This is a genomic window from Escherichia sp. KTE52, from assembly GCF_000408325.1.
In the GTDB taxonomy this organism is placed as follows: domain Bacteria; phylum Pseudomonadota; class Gammaproteobacteria; order Enterobacterales; family Enterobacteriaceae; genus Escherichia; species Escherichia marmotae.
Genome location: NZ_KE138680.1, coordinates 331,108 through 354,481 on the forward strand (window position 1 = coordinate 331,108; position 23,374 = coordinate 354,481).

Annotated in this window: 21 protein-coding genes, 1 tRNA gene and 1 pseudogene; 15 read left to right on the plus strand and 8 right to left on the minus strand. The window is 49.4% G+C overall.

Going from position 1 to position 23,374, the window contains the following annotated elements:
* Positions 1-6: 6 nt before the first annotated feature.
* Positions 7-600 carry an XTP/dITP diphosphatase gene (locus tag A1SC_RS10020; protein ID WP_001174757.1) on the plus strand — a complete coding sequence of 198 codons (594 nt, stop codon included), beginning with the start codon at positions 7-9 and terminating at the stop codon, positions 598-600.
* Positions 593-1,729: a radical SAM family heme chaperone HemW gene (hemW, locus tag A1SC_RS10015; RefSeq protein ID WP_000239972.1), complete on the plus strand. Its 1,137-nt coding sequence runs from the start codon at positions 593-595 to the stop codon at positions 1,727-1,729. The genes A1SC_RS10020 and hemW overlap by 8 nt, the downstream gene beginning before the upstream one ends.
* 64 nt (positions 1,730-1,793) lie before the next feature.
* On the opposite strand, the gene A1SC_RS10010 is transcribed toward hemW, so the two are convergent.
* From A1SC_RS10010 to trmB, 5 genes are all read right to left on the minus strand, one after another.
* Positions 1,794-2,801: a DUF1202 family protein gene (locus A1SC_RS10010; protein ID WP_016262526.1), complete on the minus strand. Its 1,008-nt coding sequence runs from the start codon at positions 2,799-2,801 to the stop codon at positions 1,794-1,796.
* A gap of 116 nt (positions 2,802-2,917) precedes the next feature.
* On the minus strand, positions 2,918-3,964 hold the full coding sequence (gene ansB, locus A1SC_RS10005; protein WP_000394192.1) for an L-asparaginase 2: 1,047 nt from the start codon (positions 3,962-3,964) through the stop codon (positions 2,918-2,920).
* Positions 3,965-4,139: 175 nt separating this feature from the next.
* Complete coding sequence (locus A1SC_RS10000) at positions 4,140-4,859, minus strand: YggN family protein (protein ID WP_000984801.1); 720 nt, start codon at positions 4,857-4,859, stop codon at positions 4,140-4,142.
* Positions 4,860-5,060: 201 nt separating this feature from the next.
* Positions 5,061-5,387, minus strand: a complete 327-nt coding sequence (locus A1SC_RS09995) for a YggL family protein (RefSeq protein WP_001107572.1) — start codon at positions 5,385-5,387, stop codon at positions 5,061-5,063.
* Positions 5,387-6,106 carry a tRNA (guanosine(46)-N7)-methyltransferase TrmB gene (gene trmB / locus A1SC_RS09990; protein ID WP_000786922.1) on the minus strand — a complete coding sequence of 240 codons (720 nt, stop codon included), beginning with the start codon at positions 6,104-6,106 and terminating at the stop codon, positions 5,387-5,389. Before trmB ends, A1SC_RS09995 begins: the two co-directional genes overlap by 1 nt.
* A gap of 160 nt (positions 6,107-6,266) precedes the next feature.
* Between trmB and mutY the strand changes: the two genes are divergently transcribed.
* The 4 genes from mutY (at position 6,267) to nupG (ending at position 10,223) form a co-directional block, all read left to right on the plus strand.
* Positions 6,267-7,319 (plus strand): A/G-specific adenine glycosylase, encoded by a 1,053-nt coding sequence (mutY, locus tag A1SC_RS09985; protein WP_001517060.1) that lies wholly within the window; start codon positions 6,267-6,269, stop codon positions 7,317-7,319.
* 26 nt (positions 7,320-7,345) lie between these two features.
* The gene (locus tag A1SC_RS09980) at positions 7,346-7,621 is read left to right on the plus strand and encodes an oxidative damage protection protein (protein WP_000091700.1); all 276 of its coding nucleotides are present in this window, start codon (positions 7,346-7,348) and stop codon (positions 7,619-7,621) included.
* Between the two features lie 66 nt (positions 7,622-7,687).
* Positions 7,688-8,767, plus strand: a complete 1,080-nt coding sequence (gene mltC, locus A1SC_RS09975) for a membrane-bound lytic murein transglycosylase MltC (RefSeq protein WP_016262527.1) — start codon at positions 7,688-7,690, stop codon at positions 8,765-8,767.
* A gap of 199 nt (positions 8,768-8,966) precedes the next feature.
* Positions 8,967-10,223 (plus strand): nucleoside permease NupG, encoded by a 1,257-nt coding sequence (gene nupG / locus A1SC_RS09970; RefSeq protein ID WP_001517062.1) that lies wholly within the window; start codon positions 8,967-8,969, stop codon positions 10,221-10,223.
* 48 nt (positions 10,224-10,271) lie between these two features.
* Here nupG and speC read toward each other — a convergent pair whose 3' ends face one another.
* Both speC and A1SC_RS25660 read right to left on the minus strand, forming a co-directional pair.
* Complete coding sequence (gene speC, locus A1SC_RS09965; protein WP_000839918.1) at positions 10,272-12,407, minus strand: ornithine decarboxylase; 2,136 nt, start codon at positions 12,405-12,407, stop codon at positions 10,272-10,274.
* A 162-nt stretch (positions 12,408-12,569) separates the two neighbouring features.
* Positions 12,570-12,653, minus strand: coding sequence for a hypothetical protein (locus A1SC_RS25660; RefSeq protein ID WP_212976457.1), 84 nt, complete (start codon positions 12,651-12,653; stop codon positions 12,570-12,572).
* Positions 12,654-12,805: 152 nt separating this feature from the next.
* Between A1SC_RS25660 and A1SC_RS09960 the strand changes: the two genes are divergently transcribed.
* On the plus strand, positions 12,806-13,513 hold the full coding sequence (locus tag A1SC_RS09960; RefSeq protein ID WP_000234506.1) for a DUF554 domain-containing protein: 708 nt from the start codon (positions 12,806-12,808) through the stop codon (positions 13,511-13,513).
* Positions 13,514-13,618: 105 nt separating this feature from the next.
* Positions 13,619-13,694 (plus strand) — tRNA-Phe (locus A1SC_RS09955).
* Between the two features lie 285 nt (positions 13,695-13,979).
* Here the strand turns inward: A1SC_RS09955 and tssB are convergent.
* Positions 13,980-14,476: pseudogene (tssB, locus tag A1SC_RS0122060) on the minus strand (type VI secretion system contractile sheath small subunit).
* A gap of 591 nt (positions 14,477-15,067) precedes the next feature.
* Between tssB and A1SC_RS09950 the strand changes: the two are divergent.
* The 7 genes from A1SC_RS09950 (at position 15,068) to A1SC_RS09920 (ending at position 23,366) form a co-directional block, all read left to right on the plus strand.
* Positions 15,068-15,541 carry a hypothetical protein gene (locus A1SC_RS09950; protein ID WP_000143249.1) on the plus strand — a complete coding sequence of 158 codons (474 nt, stop codon included), beginning with the start codon at positions 15,068-15,070 and terminating at the stop codon, positions 15,539-15,541.
* Positions 15,538-15,873 carry a lysozyme inhibitor LprI family protein gene (locus tag A1SC_RS09945; protein WP_000789899.1) on the plus strand — a complete coding sequence of 112 codons (336 nt, stop codon included), beginning with the start codon at positions 15,538-15,540 and terminating at the stop codon, positions 15,871-15,873. Before A1SC_RS09950 ends, A1SC_RS09945 begins: the two co-directional genes overlap by 4 nt.
* Positions 15,874-16,697: 824 nt before the next feature.
* Positions 16,698-17,681: a KpsF/GutQ family sugar-phosphate isomerase gene (locus A1SC_RS09940; RefSeq protein ID WP_016262528.1), complete on the plus strand. Its 984-nt coding sequence runs from the start codon at positions 16,698-16,700 to the stop codon at positions 17,679-17,681.
* A gap of 62 nt (positions 17,682-17,743) precedes the next feature.
* A complete protein-coding gene (locus A1SC_RS09935) occupies positions 17,744-18,892 on the plus strand; it encodes a capsule polysaccharide transporter (RefSeq protein ID WP_000905744.1) in 1,149 nt (382 codons plus the stop codon).
* Positions 18,893-18,915: 23 nt separating this feature from the next.
* Positions 18,916-20,592 (plus strand): polysaccharide biosynthesis/export family protein, encoded by a 1,677-nt coding sequence (locus A1SC_RS09930; RefSeq protein WP_001325876.1) that lies wholly within the window; start codon positions 18,916-18,918, stop codon positions 20,590-20,592.
* Positions 20,593-20,601: 9 nt separating this feature from the next.
* The gene (gene kdsB / locus A1SC_RS09925) at positions 20,602-21,342 is read left to right on the plus strand and encodes a 3-deoxy-manno-octulosonate cytidylyltransferase (RefSeq protein WP_016262529.1); all 741 of its coding nucleotides are present in this window, start codon (positions 20,602-20,604) and stop codon (positions 21,340-21,342) included.
* Positions 21,339-23,366: a capsular polysaccharide biosynthesis protein gene (locus A1SC_RS09920; protein ID WP_016262530.1), complete on the plus strand. Its 2,028-nt coding sequence runs from the start codon at positions 21,339-21,341 to the stop codon at positions 23,364-23,366. The genes kdsB and A1SC_RS09920 overlap by 4 nt, the downstream gene beginning before the upstream one ends.
* Positions 23,367-23,374 lie beyond the last annotated feature (8 nt).

Below are 23,374 nucleotides of genomic sequence, written 5' to 3' on the forward strand. Positions count from 1 at the left end.
TATCCTATGCAAAAAGTTGTCCTCGCAACCGGCAATGCCGGTAAAGTGCGTGAGCTGGCGTCGCTGCTTAGCGACTTCGGTCTTGATATCGTGGCCCAAACGGAACTTGGCGTCGATTCCGCCGAAGAGACCGGCCTGACCTTTATCGAAAACGCGATCCTGAAAGCGCGCCACGCGGCCAAAGCGACCGGTTTACCGGCGATTGCCGACGATTCCGGTCTGGCGGTTGATGCGCTTGGCGGAGCGCCGGGTATTTACTCCGCTCGTTATTCCGGTGAAGACGCAACCGATCAAAAGAATCTGCAAAAACTGCTGGAAACCCTGAAAGACGTACCGGACGACCAACGCCAGGCACGTTTCCACTGCGTGCTGGTGTATCTGCGTCATGCGGAAGATCCGACTCCGCTGGTGTGCCACGGTTGCTGGCCTGGCGTGATTACCCGTGAACCTGCTGGTACTGGTGGCTTTGGTTATGATCCGATTTTCTTCGTGCCTTCTGAAGGCAAAACCGCTGCCGAACTGACTCGCGAAGAGAAGAGTGCCATTTCCCACCGTGGTCAGGCGTTGAAACTGCTGCTGGACGCGCTACGTAATGGTTAAGTTACCGCCGCTCAGTCTCTACATTCACATCCCGTGGTGTGTGCAGAAATGCCCGTACTGCGATTTCAACTCTCACGCGTTGAAAGGAGAAGTGCCGCACGACGATTATGTTCAGCATCTGCTTAACGATCTGGACAATGATGTGGCTTATGCTCAGGGTCGTGAAGTGCAGACAATATTTATTGGCGGTGGTACGCCGAGCCTGCTTTCTGGCCCGGCGATGCAAACGCTGCTGGACGGCGTGCGTGCGCGTTTGCCGCTGGCAGCGGATGCAGAAATTACTATGGAAGCGAATCCTGGTACGGTAGAAGCCGATCGCTTTGTTGATTATCAGCGTGCCGGTGTGAACCGCATCTCCATTGGTGTGCAGAGTTTTAGCGAAGAAAAGCTGAAACGACTTGGACGCATTCATGGCCCGCAAGAAGCGAAACGGGCAGCGAATCTGGCAAGCGGGCTGGGGCTGCGTAGTTTTAACCTTGATTTGATGCACGGGTTGCCTGATCAATCACTGGAAGAGGCGCTTGGCGATCTGCGACAGGCCATTGAACTGAATCCGCCGCATCTTTCCTGGTATCAGTTGACCATCGAACCCAATACGTTGTTTGGTTCGCGGCCACCGGTGCTACCGGACGACGACGCACTGTGGGATATTTTCGAACAGGGGCATCAGTTATTAACCGCAGCGGGTTATCAGCAATATGAAACCTCCGCTTACGCCAAACCGGGTTATCAATGCCAACACAATCTCAACTACTGGCGATTTGGTGACTACCTCGGCATCGGCTGCGGCGCGCATGGCAAAGTGACCTTCCCGGACGGGCGCATTCTGCGCACCACCAAAACGCGTCACCCGCGTGGTTTTATGCAGGGGCGTTATCTGGAAAGCCAGCGTGATGTAGAAGCCGCTGATAAGCCGTTCGAGTTCTTTATGAATCGCTTCCGTTTGCTGGAGGCCGCGCCACGCGTGGAGTTTAGCCAGTATACCGGCCTTTGCGAAGAAGTGATTCGCTCTCAGTTAGACGAGGCTATCGCTCAGGGTTATCTCACCGAATGTGCGGATTACTGGCAGATAACGGAACATGGGAAGTTGTTTTTAAATTCACTGCTGGAACTGTTTCTGGCCGAGTAAACTTGTTCTGCCGGATGCGGCGTAAACGTCACATCCGGCTACAAGCCATGCATCATCGCAAAAATCACTTAATCACCCCATTACGCCGCAGTTGTTCGGTATCTTTTTTCCAGCGTTCATTAGCCTGGTTGATATCGTCAATCTTCATCAAAATCGCGACTTTTTTACTGTTTATTTCCGAAACTTTCATCGTTAACGGATATTGCCCTTTTTCAAGCTTTATCCAGTCATCCTGCAATTTACGGCTGAGTTTTTGTGATTGCAGAAAAGTCTGTCGCCGCTGCTCGTTGATATCAAAATCCCGTTTCTGCTGAATCGGCACTTCATAACACTCTTCACTCTGTTTATGACATGCCGCAATCGCCGGTTGATAGACCTCTTTGTCATATTTAGCCGCGAACACCTCGCTATCATTCTGTTTATTAAACGCATCCCGTTGCTGGTGTATTTTTTTAAAAGCGTCTTCACGAGTCATTTGCTTGCCATCTGCCCCTTTTCCCCAATAAGCATTCGCCGCTTTCTGTGCCGCAACCATTTGCTTATCAAGCTCTTTCACTTCCTTTTCCAGCCCCGAAATCGAATTCATCTGCACATTCAGCGCTGACTCAAGCTGACTAAAGCGATAATTGAAATCTTCGCTATTCACAATCAGGTACTTATTATTCGTTTTGATATCATCAACAAACCGCCCACTATCGCTGGCTGCTGCCTGAAAAGAGTAAAAATTCACCGTCCAGCCAGACGCGGGCGTTCCTTTACTGGTTAACATCGCTGAGAATTTTACGGGTTTATCTTTCACCCAGGTCTGTTCCAGAAGTTGATAATCTGCCAACTGACCGATCCAGGTATAGAGATCATCGTTAGAAGAGACATCACTTTCCGCAGACCAGGTGGCCTGATTCCCCTTCGCATCAAGGTTTTTTAAATTGATGGCATCCAGTTTGAGAATGCCGTGATATTGCTTTTTGAATTGATCTTTTAAGACATTTTCAGTTGGCGGTTCACCATCGGCCCAGCCATAACCTGACATCAACACAAACAACGCCGTACCTACAATCCATTGTTTTTTCACAGTGAAAGTCTCGTGTGGAATAATTTATTCCTGTGATTATCATCATGATAATTATGATTGACAATGGACGTGAGTCTGAAGTGAGAAAGCCCCGGCACGATACCGGGGCGAGGCGATTAGTACTGATTGAAAATCTGCTGGATCTGCTGTGGATCTTTAGTTTGCGTCAGCGCCAGTTGCAGCAGAACGCGCGCTTTTTGCGGGTTCAGCGTACCAGAGGCGACGAAACCGTATTTCGCATCATCCACTTCGGCATCCTGAGTGGTTGCGCCCGTCGGTACGCGAGAAGAACGCACTACCGCAGTGCCGTTTTTCGCCGCGGTTGCCAGGGTGTCGAATACGGTTTTATACAGGTTACCGTTACCCACACCGGCGCTAACGATGCCGTCATAGCCCGCATCTACCAGTGCTTTTGCCGGAAGATCGGATGCGTTAGCATAGTTATAAACGATACCAACTTTCGGCAGTTCATTCAGCTTAGAGACATCAAACGGCGTATCGCTGGTGTGCTTACGCGCCGGAGTACGCTGATAGTCGATTTTACCGTTGTGAATGTAACCCAGTGGACCGAAGTTAACAGACTTGAAGGTCGCTACATCGGTAGTGTTGGTTTTGGTCACGTCACGACCATCCAGCACGGTGTCGTTCATCACTACCAGCACGCCACGGTTAGCGGAGGCTTTATCTGCTGCGGTCACTACCGCGTTATACAGGTTGAATGGACCGTCTGCGCTCATGGAGGTGGACGGACGCATTGCACCGACCATCACTACTGGCTTATCACATTTTACGGTCAGATCGAGGAAGTAAGCGGTTTCTTCCATCGTGTCTGTACCGTGAGTAATGACGAAGCCGTCAGTTTTATCGCAGTCGGTATTAATTTTTTTCGCCAGTGTCAGCCAGACATTATCATTCATGTCCTGGGAGCCGATGTTAACGACCTGCTCGCCTTTAACGTTCGCAATGTCCTTCAATTGCGGCACCGCATTGACCAGGTTTTCTACGCCAACTTTACCCGCTGTGTAGTTAGATTTGGTTGCGGAGTCACCACCACCGGCAATCGTCCCGCCGGTCGCTAAAATGGTGATATTCGGTAATGCTAATGCTGCACCACTAAAACCCATAACCAGTGCGGCAAGTGCCGTCTTTCTGAAAAACTCCATTTCATTCCTCCAGTTACGTGAACGCTACGTATTATCCCTTAGCTTTGTATAGGAAATTTGACGTTAAACAATTTACAACGTGAATGGATTTTGGAGATCTATAAAGTTAGAGGCAGGTAACAAAACGAAGAATTAAACGGCATAAAAAAGTATTATGCCGTCTTAAAATAGAGGATTATTTCAAATTCCCGACCAGGGCTTTGCGGCTATCTTCCAGGGTCACCACACGGCTACAGACATCTTTGCCAAACTGCTGGAAATCTTTTTCCTGCTTTTTCCACTCGGTTTGGATGGAGGATTGCAAACCGCCCAGGCTTCCCAGCACATTCTGTAACGGATTACCGCCGCTTTTCAGTACCGCTTTCGCGCCCATTTCATTAATGCTGTCCTGCAAAATTCCACCCATCGCCTGATTCACTAGTTGCTGGCCTTCGGCGCGAACCTGATCAATGGCTTTATAGTGGAACGTCAGGCCATCGCTGCGCGTTTCAATAATGCGATTCATCTGTTCTTTCAACTGCGCATCGAGCTTGGTCAGACGGCTGCGCATTTTACTGCTTTCACCCATCTCCTGAACGATAATTTTATCCAGTGCGACGCGGGCTTTCTCAACGCGGCTCTTAGTCCCTTCATCAATCCACGGCAACGTGCTGCGCAGTTCTGCCTGATAATCCTTCGCCTGCTCGCGCTGGGCGGCACTCAGAGAATATTGCTTGCCGTTGTACATCACATTGCCGTCTGGCGTGATCACCAGATTGCCGTTTTCGCCCTTCACCTGTACGGTTTGCGGGCTGACAATCACATCGTCACGCGGTGTGACGCTGCACTGGTAGTCGGCGTGAGCAGTCATTGCCGTTACTGAAAGTGCTGCCGCCAGCAGCATTTTGCGCATCATAATCTTCCCTCAAGAACAAATCAGGCCAGCATTTGCTGGCCCGGATTGATAACAAAGTGCGCATTGTCCATGCCGGATGTAGCGTAAATGCCTTATCCGGCCTACTCAATCGTGCAACCTCAATATATTGCATACCCATTGTAGGCCTGATAAGCGTAGCGCATCAGGCAGTTTTGCGTTTGTCATCGCCCGTATGCTTTCTTAGTCCCACCAAACGTCGAAAAGTTCGCTGGTGCGTACCTCATCCAGTTTGCGCTCTTCCAGCCACTTACGCACAATCGCCTGATGTTCTTCGGTACATTTGCCAATTTCCTGCATGCAGATCAGACCTTCCCAGGCCAGATAACCGCTGCCGTCAAAAGCCAGCTTGTTCGGTTCGACAACCTCGTTAATAAAATCATCAACGGTTTTATCAATCTGTTCTTCCGATGTACCTTCCGGGAATCGCCATGCCACCGAGAATCCTAATTCCTGGAATTCGTCGATGTGCATTTTTTTACGCAGACGACGGCTACGGTTCTTTGCCATTATTTCACCCTCTCGAACATTAAGTCCCATACTCCGTGACCAAGACGATGACCACGTTGTTCAAATTTCGTCACCGGACGTGATTCCGGGCGCGGTACGTAATCGTTACTTTCTGACAGGTTTTTATAACCGTCAATGGAAGACATCACTTCGAGCATATGTTCCGCATAAGGTTCCCAGTCGGTCGCCATATGGAATACGCCCCCCAGTTGCAGTTTGCTTTTTACTAGTTCAGCAAACGGCACCTGAACGATACGGCGTTTATTATGACGTGCTTTGTGCCACGGGTCAGGGAAAAAGAGCTGAACCATGCTCAATGAATTGTCAGGAATCATTTTATGCAGCACTTCGACCGCGTCATGACACATCACGCGCAGATTGCTCAGCCCCTCTTCATGCGCGGAAGCCAGGCAAGCGCCAACGCCCGGCGAATGCACTTCAATGCCGAGGAAATCCTGCTCCGGACGCTCTTTCGCCATTGCCACCAGCGAAGCACCCATGCCAAAACCAATCTCAAGCGTCACCGGCGCTTCACGGCCAAACAGCGTCGGGAAATCCAGCATATCTTCGCTGAACTCAACGCCCATCACCGGCCAGTAGTTTTCCAGCGCATGTTCCTGGCCTTTGGTCAGTCGCCCCTGGCGGCGTACAAAACTACGGATACGGCGCAGAGGACGGCCGTTTTCATCAAATTCCGGTGAGATGACGTCGTTTTTCATAAAGATTTAGTCGCTTGTGAAAGTGTTCTGAAAACGGGCATTATCCAAAGTTAGTTGCCGGATGCAAGCATGATAAGGCCGTGGCTGCGGAAAGTTCCGGTTTACACCCTGTCGTCGCTGTGCTGCAATCTTGCCCCCAACAACTGTGAATTTGGTGACCATGCAAGCGTCGCAATTTTCAGCCCAGGTTCTGGACTGGTACGATAAATACGGGCGGAAAACCCTGCCCTGGCAAATTGACAAGACGCCCTACAAAGTATGGCTCTCAGAAGTGATGTTGCAACAAACTCAGGTTGCGACTGTTATCCCCTATTTTGAACGCTTTATGGCGCGCTTCCCGACGGTGACCGATCTCGCCAATGCGCCGCTGGATGAAGTTCTCCACTTGTGGACCGGGCTTGGCTATTACGCCCGCGCGCGCAATCTACATAAAGCGGCACAGCAAGTTGCCACCTTACACGGCGGAAAATTCCCGGAAACCTTTGAGGAAATCGCCGCACTACCGGGCGTCGGGCGTTCCACCGCGGGCGCGATCCTCTCACTTTCTCTGGGTAAGCACTTTCCGATTCTCGACGGTAACGTCAAACGCGTGCTGGCGCGCTGCTATGCTGTAAGCGGCTGGCCAGGGAAAAAAGAGGTCGAGAATAAACTGTGGAGTTTGAGCGAACAGGTGACGCCCGCCGTCGGTGTGGAGCGGTTTAATCAGGCGATGATGGATTTAGGCGCGATGATCTGCACGCGCTCGAAGCCAAAGTGTTCGCTCTGCCCGCTACAAAACGGCTGCATTGCCGCGGCCAATGATAGCTGGTCACTTTATCCAGGCAAAAAACCGAAACAGACGCTGCCGGAGCGCACCGGCTACTTTCTGCTGTTACAGCACGAAAATGAAGTATTTCTGGCGCAGCGTCCGCCAAGTGGGTTGTGGGGCGGTTTATACTGCTTCCCGCAGTTTGCTGATGAAGAAAGTATGCGGCAATGGCTGGCGCAACGGCAGATCAACGCCGGTCACCTGACGCAACTCACCGCGTTTCGTCATACCTTCAGCCATTTCCATTTAGATATTGTGCCTATGTGGCTTCCCGTGTCGTCATTCACCGGTTGCATGGATGAAGGCAATGCGCTCTGGTATAACTTAGCGCAACCGCCGTCAGTTGGCCTGGCGGCTCCCGTGGAGCGTTTGTTACAGCAGTTACGCACTGGCGCGCCGGTTTAGCGCGTGAGTCGATAAGAGGATAATTTATGAGCAGAACGATTTTTTGTACTTTCCTGCAGCGTGAAGCAGAAGGTCAGGATTTTCAGCTATACCCCGGCGAACTGGGAAAACGCATCTACAACGAGATTTCCAAAGAAGCCTGGGCGCAGTGGCAGCACAAGCAAACCATGTTGATCAACGAAAAGAAACTTAACATGATGAATGCTGAGCACCGCAAGCTGCTGGAGCAGGAGATGGTCAATTTCCTGTTCGAAGGTAAAGAGGTACATATCGAAGGCTATACGCCGGAAGATAAAAAATAAAAAGACATTGCCGGAGCACGCCTCCGGCAACTTGCATAAAAACAAACACAACACGCACCCGGAATGATGAAAAAATATCTCGCGCTGGCTTTGATTGCGCCGTTGCTCATCTCCTGTTCGACGACCAAAAAAGGCGATACCAATAATGAAGCCTGGGTCAAAGATACCAACGGTTTTGATATTCTGATGGGGCAATTTGCCCACAATATTGAAAACATCTGGGGATTCAAAGAGGTGGTGATCGCCGGTCCTAAGGACTACGTGAAATACACCGATCAATATCAAACCCGCAGCCACATCAACTTTGATGATGGTACGATCACTATCGAAACCATCGCCGGGACGGAACCTGTCGCACACCTGCGCCGGGCAATTATCAAAACGTTACTGATGGGTGACGATCCGGGGTCGGTCGATCTCTATTCCGATGTTGATGATATTACGATATCAAAAGAACCTTTCCTTTATGGTCAGGTAGTAGACAACACCGGGCAGCCAATTCGTTGGGAAGGTCGCGCGAGCAATTTCGCGGATTATCTGCTGAAAAACCGCCTCAAAAGCCGCAGCAACGGGCTGCGTATTATCTACAGCGTAACCATTAATATGGTGCCGAACCACCTTGATAAACGTGCGCATAAATATCTCGGTATGGTTCGCCAGGCGTCACGAAAATATGGTGTCGATGAGTCATTAATTCTGGCGATTATGCAAACCGAATCCTCATTTAACCCGTATGCGGTCAGCCGTTCCGATGCGCTGGGATTAATGCAGGTAGTACAGCACACCGCCGGGAAAGACGTGTTCCGCTCACAGGGGAAATCCGGCATACCAGGCCGCAGTTTCTTGTTCGATCCTGCCAGCAACATTGATACCGGCACCGCATATCTGGCGATGCTGAATAATGTTTATCTCGGCGGCATTGATAACCCAACGTCGCGCCGTTATGCCGTCATCACCGCCTATAACGGCGGCGCAGGCAGCGTGTTACGTGTTTTCTCGAATGATAAAATTCAGGCAGCTAATATTATTAACACCATGACGCCAGGTGATGTTTATCAGACTTTGACGACCCGCCATCCTTCTGCGGAATCTCGCCGCTATCTCTATAAAGTGAACATGGCGCAGAAATCTTACCGCCGTCGATAATTTCACCTTTGCCTCTAACATTACTTCGAGGCAAAGTGTTACACGCTTCACAATTTCGCCTTGCAAATTGAGATTATTTGCAATTATTTGCTACGGATAACAAAAAAACAGTCAGCGAAGTTGATAGAATCGCATCATCTTGCACGGTCAAATGTGCTTTTTAAAACACTCATCCGCATCACGATGTGAGGAAATTAACATGAATCTTAAGCTGCAGCTGAAAATCCTCTCTTTTCTGCAGTTCTGCCTGTGGGGAAGTTGGCTAACGACCCTCGGCTCATATATGTTCGTTACCCTGAAGTTCGACGGTGCTTCTATTGGCGCAGTTTATAGTTCACTAGGTATCGCCGCGGTCTTTATGCCTGCTTTGCTGGGGATTGTGGCCGACAAATGGTTAAGTGCGAAATGGGTATATGCCATTTGTCACACCATCGGCGCAATTACTCTCTTCATGGCGGCGCAAGTTACCACGCCGGAGGCGATGTTCCTCGTTATCCTGATTAACTCGTTTGCCTATATGCCAACGCTTGGGTTAATCAACACCATCTCTTACTATCGCCTGCAAAACGCGGGGCTGGATATCGTTACTGATTTCCCGCCAATCCGTATCTGGGGCACCATCGGTTTTATTATGGCGATGTGGGTGGTGAGCCTGTCAGGCTTCGAACTAAGCCACATGCAACTGTATATTGGCGCAGCCCTTTCCGCCGTTCTGGTGCTGTTTACCTTTACGCTGCCGTATATTCCGGTTGCTAAACAGCAAGCGAATCAGAGCTGGACGACTTTGCTGGGGCTTGATGCATTCGCGCTGTTTAAAAACAAGCGTATGGCGATTTTCTTCATCTTCTCGATGCTGCTGGGCGCAGAACTGCAGATTACCAACATGTTCGGTAATACCTTCCTGCACAGCTTCGACAAAGATCCGATGTTCGCCAGCAGCTTTATCGTGCAACATGCGTCAATCATCATGTCGATTTCGCAAATCTCTGAAACGCTGTTCATTCTGACTATCCCGTTCTTCTTAAGCCGCTACGGTATTAAGAACGTAATGATGATCAGTATTGTGGCGTGGATACTGCGTTTTGCGCTGTTTGCCTACGGCGACCCGACTCCGTTCGGTACTGTACTGCTGGTGCTGTCAATGATTGTCTACGGCTGCGCATTCGACTTCTTCAACATCTCTGGTTCGGTGTTTGTGGAAAAAGAAGTTAGCCCGGCAATTCGCGCCAGTGCGCAGGGGATGTTCCTGATGATGACCAACGGCTTCGGCTGTATCCTCGGCGGTATTGTGAGCGGTAAAGTGGTTGAGATGTATACCCAAAACGGCATTACCGACTGGCAGACCGTATGGCTGATTTTCGCAGGTTACTCCGTGGTTCTGGCCTTCGCGTTCATGGCGATGTTCAAATACAAACACGTTCGTGTCCCGGCGGGCACACAGACGGTTAACCACTAATTACACCAAGAAAAACGGGCTACCAGATGGTAGCCCGTTTTTTTGTTCTCACTTCAACACATAACCGTATAAACGTTTCATGCCGTCGGCATCGGTTTCGCTATAGACACCTTGTAGCTCCGGCGAAAACCCCGGCAACAAATTCACGCCTTCTTCCAGTGCGAGAAAATAACGCTGTACCGCGCCTCCCCATACCTCCCCCGGCACCACGCAAAGCACGCCAGGTGGATACGGCAGCGCGCCTTCCGCCGCAATCCGCCCTTCGGCATCACGAATACGCACTAACTCCACTTCACCACGAATATAGGCGCTATGCGCATCCTGGGGATTCATCACTACAGGCGGGAAACTCTGTTGGCGGAACATCGCTTTTTGCAGGTCTTTGACGTCGAAACTGACATACAGATCGTGCATCTCCTGACACAACTGGCGCAGGGTATAGTCGCGATAGCGCACCGGATATTTGTTATAAACGCTCGGCAACACCTCAGCCAGTGGCGAGTCATCCTCAATATGCTGTTCAAACTGTGCCAACATTGCGACCAGTTGTGCCAGCTTCTCGTGGCTCTCCGCCGGGGTTAATAAGAACAGAATAGAGTTGAGATCGCACTTTTCCGGCACAATGCCATTCTCACGCAGATAGTGCGCCAGAATCGTCGCAGGAATACCAAAGTCGCTATATTCACCGGTTTCGGCATCGATACCGGGCGTGGTCAGTAGCAGCTTGCACGGATCAACAAAATACTGATCTGCGGCATATCCCTCAAAGCCGTGCCAATTCGCCCCCGGTTCAAAACTGAAGAAGCGACGGTCGCTGGCCAATACTGACGTCGGATAATCCTGCCACAATTTGCCACCAACAACGGGCGGGATAAACGGGCGAAACAGCTTACAGCGTGCAAGAATCGCCTTGCGCGCTTCAATGCCCAACTCAACACACTCCGCCCACAGTCGACGACCGCTCTCCCCTTCATGGATTTTGGCGTTAACGTCCAGCGCAGCAAACAGCGGATAGAACGGACTGGTGGAGGCGTGGAGCATAAAGGCATTATTCAACCGCTTATGCGGGCAAAAGCGCGCCTGCCCGCGAATATGGTTATCTTTTTTGTGGATCTGCGAAGTCTGTGAGAATCCCGCCTGCTGTTTGTGCACCGACTGGGTAACAAAGATCCCCGGATCGTTTTCGTTAAGTTCTAACAGTAACGGCGAGCTATCTGCCATCATCGGAATAAACTGCTCGTAACCGACCCACGCGGAATCAAACAGAATGTAATCGCACAAATGCCCAATGGTCTCGATCACCTGGCGAGCGTTATAGATAGTACCGTCATAAGTTCCTAACTGAATAATTGCCAGGCGAAACGGGCGCGGTAGTTCGGCTTTTTCTGGTGCCACTTCACGAATTTGCTGGCGCAAATAGTCTTCATTAAAACAATGCGCATCAATACCGCCGATAAAACCGAACGGGTTACGCGCGGCTTCCAGATACACCGGCGTCGCCCCAGCCTGAATCAATGCACCGTGATGATTCGACTTATGATTGTTACGATCGAACAGTACCAGATCGCCACGCGTTAACAGCGCATTGGTAACCACTTTGTTTGCTGCCGAAGTGCCGTTAAGCACAAAATAGGTTTTATCAGCATGAAACACTTTGGCCGCAAACTTCTGCGCATCCTTCGCTGAGCCTTCATGAATAAGCAGATCGCCCAGTTTCACATCGGCGTTGCACATATCGGCACGAAAAACGTTCTCACCGAAGAAATTGTAAAAATGACGCCCCGCAGGATGCTTTTTAAAGAACGCGCCATGTTGATGACCCGGGCAAGCAAAAGTGCTGTTGCCCATCTCAACATATTGCGTCAGCGTGTCATAAAACGGCGGCAACACGTTCTCTTCGTACTGGCAGGCTGCAGATTCCAGCTCCAGCCACTGCTGCTCGTTGCCATTGATTACCGCCGCGACGCCCGCAGGCAATTCAACAATCTGTTCGGAATACAAAAACACCGGTAGATGAAAACCAGTGCGTTTAAGTAACGCAAGAATGCCACTGCGGCTATCCGCAGCGGTAATGACGACTGCCGCGACGTCCGTAAAATCAGTATCTTCCAGCGCCACCACGCGACGATGGGTAGAAATTCGGGAAACCAGTTCACTACTGGCGGCAATACTCATTGATTTCATAAATGTAAAACCCGTTTCGGGGAGGTAAAAATACCGGGCAAGGTGTAAAAACCTGCCGCATGAGATGTGGGTCAAACTGGTCACCAGCTCCGACCGCCAGACATCAGTAAAAGCAGAATGGCTCTGATTTTACTGTTGTCCTACAGTGAGCGTGCGTTAACTTCACCGCATGAGCAGTAATATGGAAAGGGAAGCGTTTCGCGCAAAACGGCGATAAACAAGAGAATGTAAGGAGGTGGCGTGCATCGGGCAAACTCCGTACAACAAGGAGAAAATTCGCGCAATCATGGCACCTTTCACCAGAGCGTGCAAGCCAGGACTTTGCGGTCAGACAAGCAATCGGCGGGACAAAAAGTTCATAATAAAAACATCAAACAACACAATTAACAGGAACTCTTGTGGTCATCGGCCCTTTTATCAACGCTAGTGCAGTATTACTGGGTGGCGTCCTCGGCGCACTGCTTAGTCAACGCTTACCGGAACGGATCCGTGTCTCTATGACATCCATTTTTGGTCTGGCATCGTTGGGAATTGGTATTTTACTGGTGGTGAAATGCGCCAACCTTCCGGCGATGGTTTTAGCGACGCTACTCGGTGCATTAATTGGTGAAATTTGTTTGTTGGAAAAAGGTGTTAATACCGCAGTCGCTAAAGCGCAAAATTTGTTTCGTCACTCGCGTAAAAAGCCAGCGCATGAATCTTTTATTCAGAATTTTGTCGCGATTATTGTCCTGTTTTGTGCCAGCGGCACCGGGATCTTCGGCGCGATGAATGAAGGGATGACCGGCGATCCGAGCATTTTAATCGCCAAGTCATTTCTGGATTTCTTTACCGCGATGATCTTCGCCTGTTCACTTGGCATTGCGGTATCGGTGATTAGTATTCCATTGCTGATCATCCAGTTAACGCTGGCCTGGGCTGCTGCGCTGATATTACCGCTGACAACACCATCGATGATGGCAGACTTCAGCGCCGTAGGTGGTTTGCTGCTGCTAGCAACCGGCTTACGCATCTGCGGCATTAAACTATTTCCGGTGGTAAACATGCTTCCAGCACTACTTCTGGCAATGCCTCTTTCCGCCGCCTGGAGCGCCTGGTTTGTCTGATGATGCGTGTAGTAACGGCAAAGTGATGATAGATTGTGCAGTCTGCTATAAATTGAAGAAATTTAATTGACGAGACGAGGCGAATCAGGTTTAATGCGCCCCGTTGCCCGGATAGCTCAGTCGGTAGAGCAGGGGATTGAAAATCCCCGTGTCCTTGGTTCGATTCCGAGTCCGGGCACCACTATTCATAAGGCCTCGCTGAAAAGCGGGGCTTTTTCTTTTTCTGGCTACGGTAAATTTCTGGCCGTTGCTACACGTAATTTGCGTGCTGTATTTCTCGCCATTTTCGACGATGTTTGTTGCTTTATACACACCAATACATGCAGGCGCTCACAGTGATATTCTGTTAATTATCACTCCCTGACGTTCCCCCTGATTGTGCGGCAATCGGCTCGCCACCAGCGGCATTCTCATTTTTTACAGACGTCAACATTTTCCTTATTAATCCATTAAATCGTCGTGACCGTTACGGCTGTTTAGGTGCCAAAGCTGAAAGTTCTGCTTTGAGTTCTGCACTTAATGCCGGGTCCAGCAAAATGTTTTCCAGTTCTTTACGGAACGTCTGGTTATCCAGAAGGTTCGCTTTTAAATCACGAAGTAAATTACGCATGGAAAGCATGGCTTTTAGCTGAGGTATTTGTCGGGATACCTGTTCCGGGGAGAAATCCTTTATGCTCTGAAATGTCAACCTGATGCTGTCTTCGCTACCGTCATCAGCAAGTGTGTTATTAACGATAAGATTTACTTTTGGGGAATAGTCTGAAAGGAGTGCATCAAGATTATTTTTGTTAAGATTAACTTTTTTACGCTCAGATAATGGCGCGGATTCCTGACCATTACTAAAATCACCCGCAACCAGTAACTTCAGGGGTAATTCTGTTTTTTTACTCGCCCCCCTGTATGCAGTTCTAATTTCAGATTAATACGGGCCTTTGGTATCTCCCGCTGGAAACTGTCACTCATAATCCCCTCACGTAATTCAGTTAAAGTCAAATTAATCATAATACTTATTTAACCGGATACTAAGGCAATGGCGAAATCAAAAAAACAATACAGATCAATACATTGAGAATAAAAACAATGGGAATGTTGCCAGACAATAAAAATAAGCACAGCGATATCAAGCAATTAAAAACGTCTTTATAAATATTCCTAATTGTATTTTTATTATGTGCTTTTATTTTTTCATTACCCGCACAACCTGTTAACAGACAGGCGGTACATCGTGCGAAACGTTGACTTACCTGGCTTCATACTACTGGCAAAGTTATTCTGATAGCCCCGCTTACTTTGCCTTACTGATTCATAAGCATTCACCGCCATCCTTATCCAACACTCAGACCATCCCAGTTTCTACAGGCCTCACCATTGGCGGAAGAGATTTTATTTTAGGTAAGCGCAAATTTGCATTACAGCATATTCAGGCCTACACCCGAATAGCCTGATTAACCATAAAATATTGACGCAGCGCAGCATATTGACTATTCCTTGAACTTATATTCATACATTGTAATAGCACAGTAAATGTAGGATCTTATGCATAACGGAGTATTTATGACTTTTAAGCGTTTGGTTGTTATTACCGCTATATCCTGTATGTATACCGGATTTGCATTTGCAACGAATGTCTCGTTGAATCCTGCCCAGGTAGAACATCTGAATAACGTCATTCATCGTGAGGTAAAAGGGAAGAATGACCGTAATTTTGCCTATACAAACTGGACTGAAGCTCAACGCGTAGCCGAATTTATTTGCCGACCGCTGGCACTGAAAGAACTACAGAAGCAGTACACCGACGTAGATAAGGTTATTCTCGATCAGGGAAAACATAATATGCAGCGCCTGGTCTCACCTGCGCTCCTGACGGGCAATGGTCAGTACCGTCGGGGGATTAACTGGACGACTTTTCACTACGCATGTGAACTGTCAGTGAAAACCGGAGAGGCTATAGGGTTCAGATTGTTGAACAACAAAACCCTGACCATGGCTCCGGGACCCGTTATTCGTCCCGGGAGGCTAAGCCAGTGAAAAATATTCTTACCGCATTTCTCATCATCACTCTCCCGGCGTTCTCTGCCACGGCGGCCAGTTTTGATTGTCGGCAGTCCCACAGTGCGGATGAAAAAGCAATTTGTTCATCACATAGCCTGAATGATTTGGACGTGGAGTTGAGTGTTAAATATCAATTCCTTCATGGACTTTACGCGATGGGAGCCGCCGGGGAACTGCATGACTCACAGGTACTGTGGCTGGCTGAACGACGCCGGTGTGGTAGCGATACAACCTGCCTGAGAAAAGCATACAAACAGCGATTAAAAACTTTAAACCATCTTTATGACGCGATTAATAAACCACTCTGAATCTGAAGTGGACTGTTGGTTGCCGGAGGTGCCTTTCTGCGAGGCATCTCCTTACCCGCGAGTATGGCCAAAAGGGCCTGATGCTTGTCTCTCTATCAGCCCTTTCACTGAGCAAAATGTACGCTACAAAAATGAAGGATGGCCGGACGGAAGTGCTCTCTGGCATATGTGCAACCGATTCATCACGTGATAATCCCAATAATTATTTTTTATTTGGTAATAGTTTCCTTGAAAATATATGTACCAATAAATGCAATCTGGTCTGTTTTAATTCCACTGCCACCTGCAGAAATAATCAACCAGAAAACAATCTTGATATTTAATAGTCACTAATAAAACTTTATCACTCCCTTCTGCTTTATATGGAAATTGTCAATTGGTTAACTATACATAGCTTAAATAGTTGAATGCGGAATATCACCACCATTACCGAGGTGTTTTATTTATAAATAACAGTGTCATGCGTCTCTTTTTTTACAATGAAACAATCAACCTCTGAATTGTTTTTTGATTCAATAGTTAAGCGCGAAACATTTTAATCATTGATAAAAATCCTAAACTCCTTGTTCATAATGTAGGGCTGTGTTAAATAGGTGGGCAAAATTTGGTTCCCCCTTCTCGCCTGTAATATTGCAGTATCTTCGCACTTCCATGAGACATTGCGACTTAATAAGAGGGTGATAAGTCCTGGATAAGAGCATGGACTAACCATATTTTTATATTTATTAAATAATTTGTTATAACCCATTGATTTAATATTAATAATTTATTATGGGTTCGGGTTTGTTGTGACTGTGGCACTATTTCCGTGCAAAGGAGCTGATATGTCTGAAAGACATTTACCTGATGACCAGAGCAGTACTATCGATCCATATTTAATTACCTCTGTTCGCCAGACTCTGGCAGAACAAGGCGCAGCATTACAAAACTTGTCTAAGCAACTGGATCCCGTACAGTACCAACGAGTCCTTAATTTGATAATGAACTGTAAAGGACACGTTATTCTTTCGGGAATGGGTAAATCAGGGCATGTTGGTCGTAAAATGTCAGCGACACTGGCCTCTACTGGTACGCCGAGTTTCTTTATTCATCCGGCAGAGGCTTTCCATGGCGATCTCGGTATGATTACGCCTTATGATCTCCTGATCCTTATTTCCGCCAGCGGTGAAACTGATGAAATTCTGAAGCTAGTCCCTTCACTGAAGAATTTCGGCAACCGAATTATCGCCATTACTAATAATGGAAATTCCACGCTGGCGAAAAATGCTGATGCCGTGCTGGAACTTCACATGGAGAATGAAACCTGCCCGAATAACCTTGCACCAACAACGTCCACCACGCTGACCATGGCGATCGGAGACGCGCTGGCTATTGCCATGATCCACCAGCGTAAATTTATGCCGAATGACTTCGCGCGTTATCACCCGGGCGGTTCATTAGGTCGTCGCCTGCTGACCCGTGTTGCTGATGTTATGCAGCATGATGTTCCTGCGGTGCACCTGGATGCGTCGTTTAAAACCGTGATTCAACGTATCACCAGCGGTTGCCAGGGTATGGTGATGGTAGAAGACGCAGAAGGCGGGCTGGCGGGTATTATCACCGACGGTGACCTGCGTCGCTTTATGGAAAAAGAGGATTCTCTGACATCCGCCACGGCTGCGCAGATGATGACGCGTGAACCACTGACTCTACCGGAAGAAACCATGATCATCGAAGCGGAAGAAAAGATGCAAAAGCATCGAGTCTCAACGTTATTGGTGACCAACAAGGCGAACAAAGTCACTGGTCTTGTACGAATTTTCGACTAATGAAGCAACGGGAGGCGAGAGGCCAGCCCCCTCGCCTCCACTGAAACTCTGATAATCGTTACATGTTGATAAAATTGAAGTCTGCCGTATCCTGGATGCGTGCTCGTCTGTCTGCCATCTCACTGACAGATATCCAAAAACACCTGGCGAAAATCATCATTCTGGCACCGATGGCTGTGCTACTGATCTATCTGGCTATCTTCAGCCAGCCTCGTTATATGAGCGAGTCGAAAGTCGCCATTAAACGCTCGGATGATTTAAATAGCGGCAGCCTGAATTTTGGTCTGCTTCTGGGTGCCTCTAACCCCAGTTCCGCGGAAGATGCGTTGTATCTGAAAGAGTATATCAACTCGCCGGATATGCTGGCGGCGCTGGATAAGCAACTGAATTTTCGTGAAGCATTTAGCCACAGCGGGCTCGATTTTCTTAATCATCTTAGCAAGGATGAAACCGCAGAAGGCTTCCTGAAGTACTACAAGGACCGTATCAACGTTTCGTATGACGATAAAACCGGATTGCTGAATATTCAGACACAGGGCTTTAGCCCGGAGTTTGCGCTTAAATTTAACCAGACCGTGTTGAAAGAGTCAGAACGCTTTATCAATGAGATGTCGCATCGCATTGCGCGTGATCAACTTGCCTTTGCAGAAAGCGAGATGGAAAAAGCGCGCCAGCGTCTGGATGCCAGCAAAGCGGAACTGCTCTCTTATCAGGACAGCAATAACGTCCTGGATCCACAAGCCCAGGCTCAGGCGGCGAGCACGTTAGTAAATACGCTGATGGCTCAGAAGATCCAGATGGAAGCAGATCTGCGTAACTTGCTGACATATCTGCGTGAAGACGCCCCCCAAGTGGTGAGCGCGCGTAACGCGATTCAGTCATTGCAGGCACAAATCGATGAAGAAAAAAGCAAAATCACAGCGCCACAGGGTGACAAGCTAAACCGTATGGCGGTGGATTTTGAAGAAATCAAATCAAAAGTAGAGTTCAACACCGAGCTGTACAAACTGACCCTGACCTCCATTGAAAAGACCCGTGTAGAAGCGGCTCGTAAGCTCAAGGTGCTGTCTGTGATCAGTTCGCCACAGTTGCCGCAGGAATCGTCTTTTCCAAACATCCCTTATTTGATCGCCTGTTGGTTACTGGTGTGCTGCCTGCTGTTCGGCACCCTGAAACTGTTGCTGGCTGTTATTGAAGATCACCGAGATTAACGCTGTCGCTGAATGAGTTTGTGATGAAATTATTTAAATCAATTTTACTGATTGCCGCCTGTCACGCGGCGCAGGCCAGCGCGGCCATTGATATTAACGCTGACTCAAACCTTACGGGGGCAGCACCACTGCCCGGTATTCTGAGTGGGCAGCAGTCGGATACACAAAACATGAGCGGCTTCGACAACACCCCACCGCCAGCACAGCCGGTGGTGATGAGTCGTATGTTTGGTGCTCAACTTTTCAACGGCACCAGCGCGGATAGCGGTGCGACGGTAGGATTCAATCCTGACTATATCCTTAATCCGGGCGATAGCGTTCAGGTCCGTTTATGGGGTGCGTTCACCTTTGATGGTGCGTTACAGATTGATCCCAAAGGCAATATTTTCCTGCCGAACGTTGGTCCGGTGAAAGTTGCTGGGGTTAGCAATAGCCAGTTGAACGCCCTGGTTACATCAAAAGTAAAGGAAGTGTACCAGTCCAACGTCAACGTCTACGCCTCCTTATTACAGGCGCAGCCAGTAAAAGTGTACGTTACCGGCTTTGTACGTAATCCTGGTCTGTATGGCGGCGTGACGTCCGACTCTTTACTGAATTATCTGATCAAGGCTGGCGGCGTAGATCCGGAACGCGGGAGCTACGTTGATATTGTGGTCAAGCGCGGCAACCGCGTGCGCTCCAACGTCAACCTGTATGACTTCCTGCTAAACGGAAAACTGGGGCTTTCGCAGTTCGCCGATGGTGACACCATCATCGTTGGGCCTCGTCAACATACGTTCAGCGTTCAGGGCGATGTCTTTAACAGCTACGACTTTGAGTTCCGCGAAAGCAGCATTCCTGTAACAGAAGCGTTGAGCTGGGCACGCCCTAAGCCTGGCGCAACTCACATTACGATTATGCGTAAACAGGGGCTGCAAAAACGTAGCGAATACTATCCGATCAGTTCTGCGCCAGGCCGTATGTTGCAGAACGGCGATACCTTAATCGTGAGCACTGACCGCTATGCCGGCACCATTCAGGTACGAGTTGAAGGCGCGCATTCCGGCGAACATGCCATGGTGCTGCCTTATGGTTCCACCATGCGTGCGGTTCTGGAAAAAATCCGTCCGAACAGCATGTCGCAGATGAACGCGGTTCAGCTTTATCGCCCATCAGTAGCTCAGCGTCAGAAAGAGATGCTGAATCTCTCGCTGCAAAAACTGGAGGAAGCGTCACTTTCTGCCCAGTCCTCCACCAAAGAAGAAGCCAGCCTGCGTATGCAGGAAGCGCAACTGATCAGCCGCTTTGTGGCAAAAGCACGTACTGTGGTCCCGAAAGGCGAAGTGATCCTCAACGAGTCCAATATTGATTCTGTTCTGCTTGAAGATGGCGACGTCATCAATATTCCAGAGAAAACGTCGCTGGTTATGGTTCATGGCGAGGTGCTGTTCCCGAACGCGGTGAGCTGGCAGAAGGGGATGACCACCGAGGATTACATCGAGAAATGTGGTGGCCTGACGCAGAAATCGGGTAACGCCAGAATTATCGTCATTCGTCAGAACGGCGCTGCCGTCAACGCGGAAGATGTGGATTCACTCAAGCCGGGCGATGAGATTATGGTTCTGCCGAAATATGAATCGAAAAACATTGAAGTTACTCGCGGTATTTCCACCATCCTTTACCAGTTGGCGGTGGGTGCAAAAGTGATTCTGTCTTTGTAAGGAGTTGAAATGAGCAAAGCAGTTATTGTCATTCCGGCTCGTTATGGTTCATCGCGCCTGCCGGGTAAGCCGCTACTCGATATTGTCGGCAAACCGATGATCCAGCATGTTTACGAGCGTGCGTTACAGGTGGCGGGCGTTGCAGAAGTTTGGGTGGCAACAGACGACCCGCGCGTTGAACAGGCCGTGCAGGCGTTCGGCGGGAAAGCCATCATGACGCGCAACGATCATGAATCCGGCACCGATCGGCTGGTCGAGGTGATGCATACGGTGGAAGCAGATATCTACATTAACTTGCAGGGCGATGAACCAATGATTCGTCCGCGGGATGTAGAAACACTGTTACAAGGAATGCGTGACGATCCCGCGTTGCCGGTGGCAACACTATGCCACGCGATTTCTGCCGAAGAAGCGACGGAGCCAAGCACAGTAAAAGTGGTTGTGAATACCCGCCAGGATGCGCTTTATTTCAGCCGCTCACCGATCCCGTATCCGCGTAATGCTGAAAAAGCGCGTTACCTGAAACACGTCGGTATTTACGCTTATCGTCGCGATGTGCTGCAAAACTACAGCCAGTTGCCGGAGTCCATGCTGGAGCAGGCGGAATCACTGGAGCAGCTACGGTTGATGAACGCGGGGATCAACATTCGCACGTTTGAAGTTGCCGCAACAGGTCCGGGCGTCGACACCCCAGCATGCCTGGAAAAAGTGCGCGCCCTGATGGCACAGGAACTGGCTGAAAACGCATGATTGGCATTTTCTCGTCCGGTATCTGGCGTATTCCGCATCTGGAGAAATTTCTGGCGCAACCGTGCCAGAAACTTTCTCTGCTGCGCCCTGTTCCGCAAGAAGTTGATGCTATCGCCGTGTGGGGACATCGTCCCAGCGCGGCGAAACCAGTCGCCATCGCCAAAGCAGCGGGAAAACCCGTCATTCGTCTGGAAGATGGATTTGTGCGTTCGCTGGATCTTGGCGTCAATGGCGAGCCGCCGCTTTCTCTGGTGGTGGATGATTGTGGCATTTACTACGATGCCAGCAAGCCTTCAGCACTGGAGAAACTAGTACAGGATAAAGCCGGAAATACAGCTCTGATAAGCCAGGCCAGAGAAGCGATGCACACCATCGTGACCGATGATTTGTCGAAATATAATCTGGCGCCTGCGTTTGTGGCTGATGAGTCAGAACATTCAGACATCGTTCTGGTTGTCGATCAGACATTTAATGATATGTCAGTGACGTATGGTAATGCGGGTCAGCATGAGTTTGCCGCCATGCTGGAGGCCGCGATTGCGGAAAATCCTCAAGCGACAATTTGGGTGAAGGTGCACCCAGATGTACTGGAAGGAAAGAAAACAGGTTATTTCGCTGATCTGCGCGCCACGCAACGAGTACGTTTAATTGCCGAGAATGTCAGCCCGCAGTCGCTGTTGCGACACGTTTCCCGAGTTTACGTCGTGACCTCCCAGTACGGCTTTGAAGCCTTGCTGGCAGGAAAACCGGTGACATGCTTCGGCCAGCCCTGGTATGCAGGCTGGGGCTTAACGGACGATCGTCATCCGCAGTCGGCGTTGTTATCTGCCCGACGCGGTTCAGCCACACTGGAAGAACTTTTTGCCGCTGCATACCTGCGTTACTGTCGCTATATCGATCCGCAAACGGGAGCAGTAAGCGATCTGTTTACCGTGCTGCAATGGCTGCAATTACAACGCCGACATCTGCAACAGCGTAATGGCTATTTATGGGCGCCAGGCTTAACGCTGTGGAAGTCAGCGATCCTGAAACCTTTCTTGCGTACCGCGACAAACCGGCTGAGTTTTTCACGTCGCAGCCCTGCGGCGACCGCTTGCGTGGTATGGGGTGTAAAGGGAGAGCAGCAATGGCGAGCCGAAGCGCAGCGAAAATCACTGCCGTTATGGCGAATGGAAGATGGTTTTCTGCGTTCATCCGGACTTGGCTCTGACCTGCTGCCACCGCTATCGCTGGTGCTGGATAAACGCGGGATCTACTATGACACCACGCGCCCCAGCGACCTGGAAGTGCTGCTGAATCATAGCCAGCTAACGCTGGCGCAGCAGATGCGAGCTGAAAAATTACGCCAGCGACTGGTTGAAAGCAAACTGAGCAAGTACAACCTGGGAGCCGATTTCTCTCTACCAGACGAAGCTAAAGGTAAAAAAGTTATCCTGGTGCCGGGTCAAGTAGAGGACGATGCCTCTATTAAAACAGGCACTGTCTCGATTAAGAGCAACCTTGAGCTATTACGCACAGTACGCGAGCGTAATCCGCACGCCTACATTATTTATAAACCGCACCCGGATGTACTGGTGGGGAATCGCAAGGGCGATATTCCGGCAGAACTGGCTGCTGAACTAGCTGATTATCAGGCACTGGACGCAGATATTATTCAATGCATTCAGCGCGCAGATGAAGTGCACACCATGACGTCGCTGTCGGGATTTGAAGCGTTATTACATGGTAAGCACGTACATTGTTACGGCCTGCCCTTCTATGCCGGTTGGGGTTTAACCGTCGATGAACATCGCTGCCCGCGTCGCGAACGAAAATTAACGTTAACGGATCTGCTATATCAGGCGCTGATTGTTTATCCAACCTATATCCACCCAACACAGCTACAACCTATTACGGTTGAAGAAGCGGCGGAATATTTGATCCAGACGCCGCGCAAGCCGATGTTTATTACCCGAAAAAAAGCGGGGCGAGTAATACGCTATTACCGCAAATTAATTATGTTCTGCAAGGTCAGATTTGGCTAAACAATTTC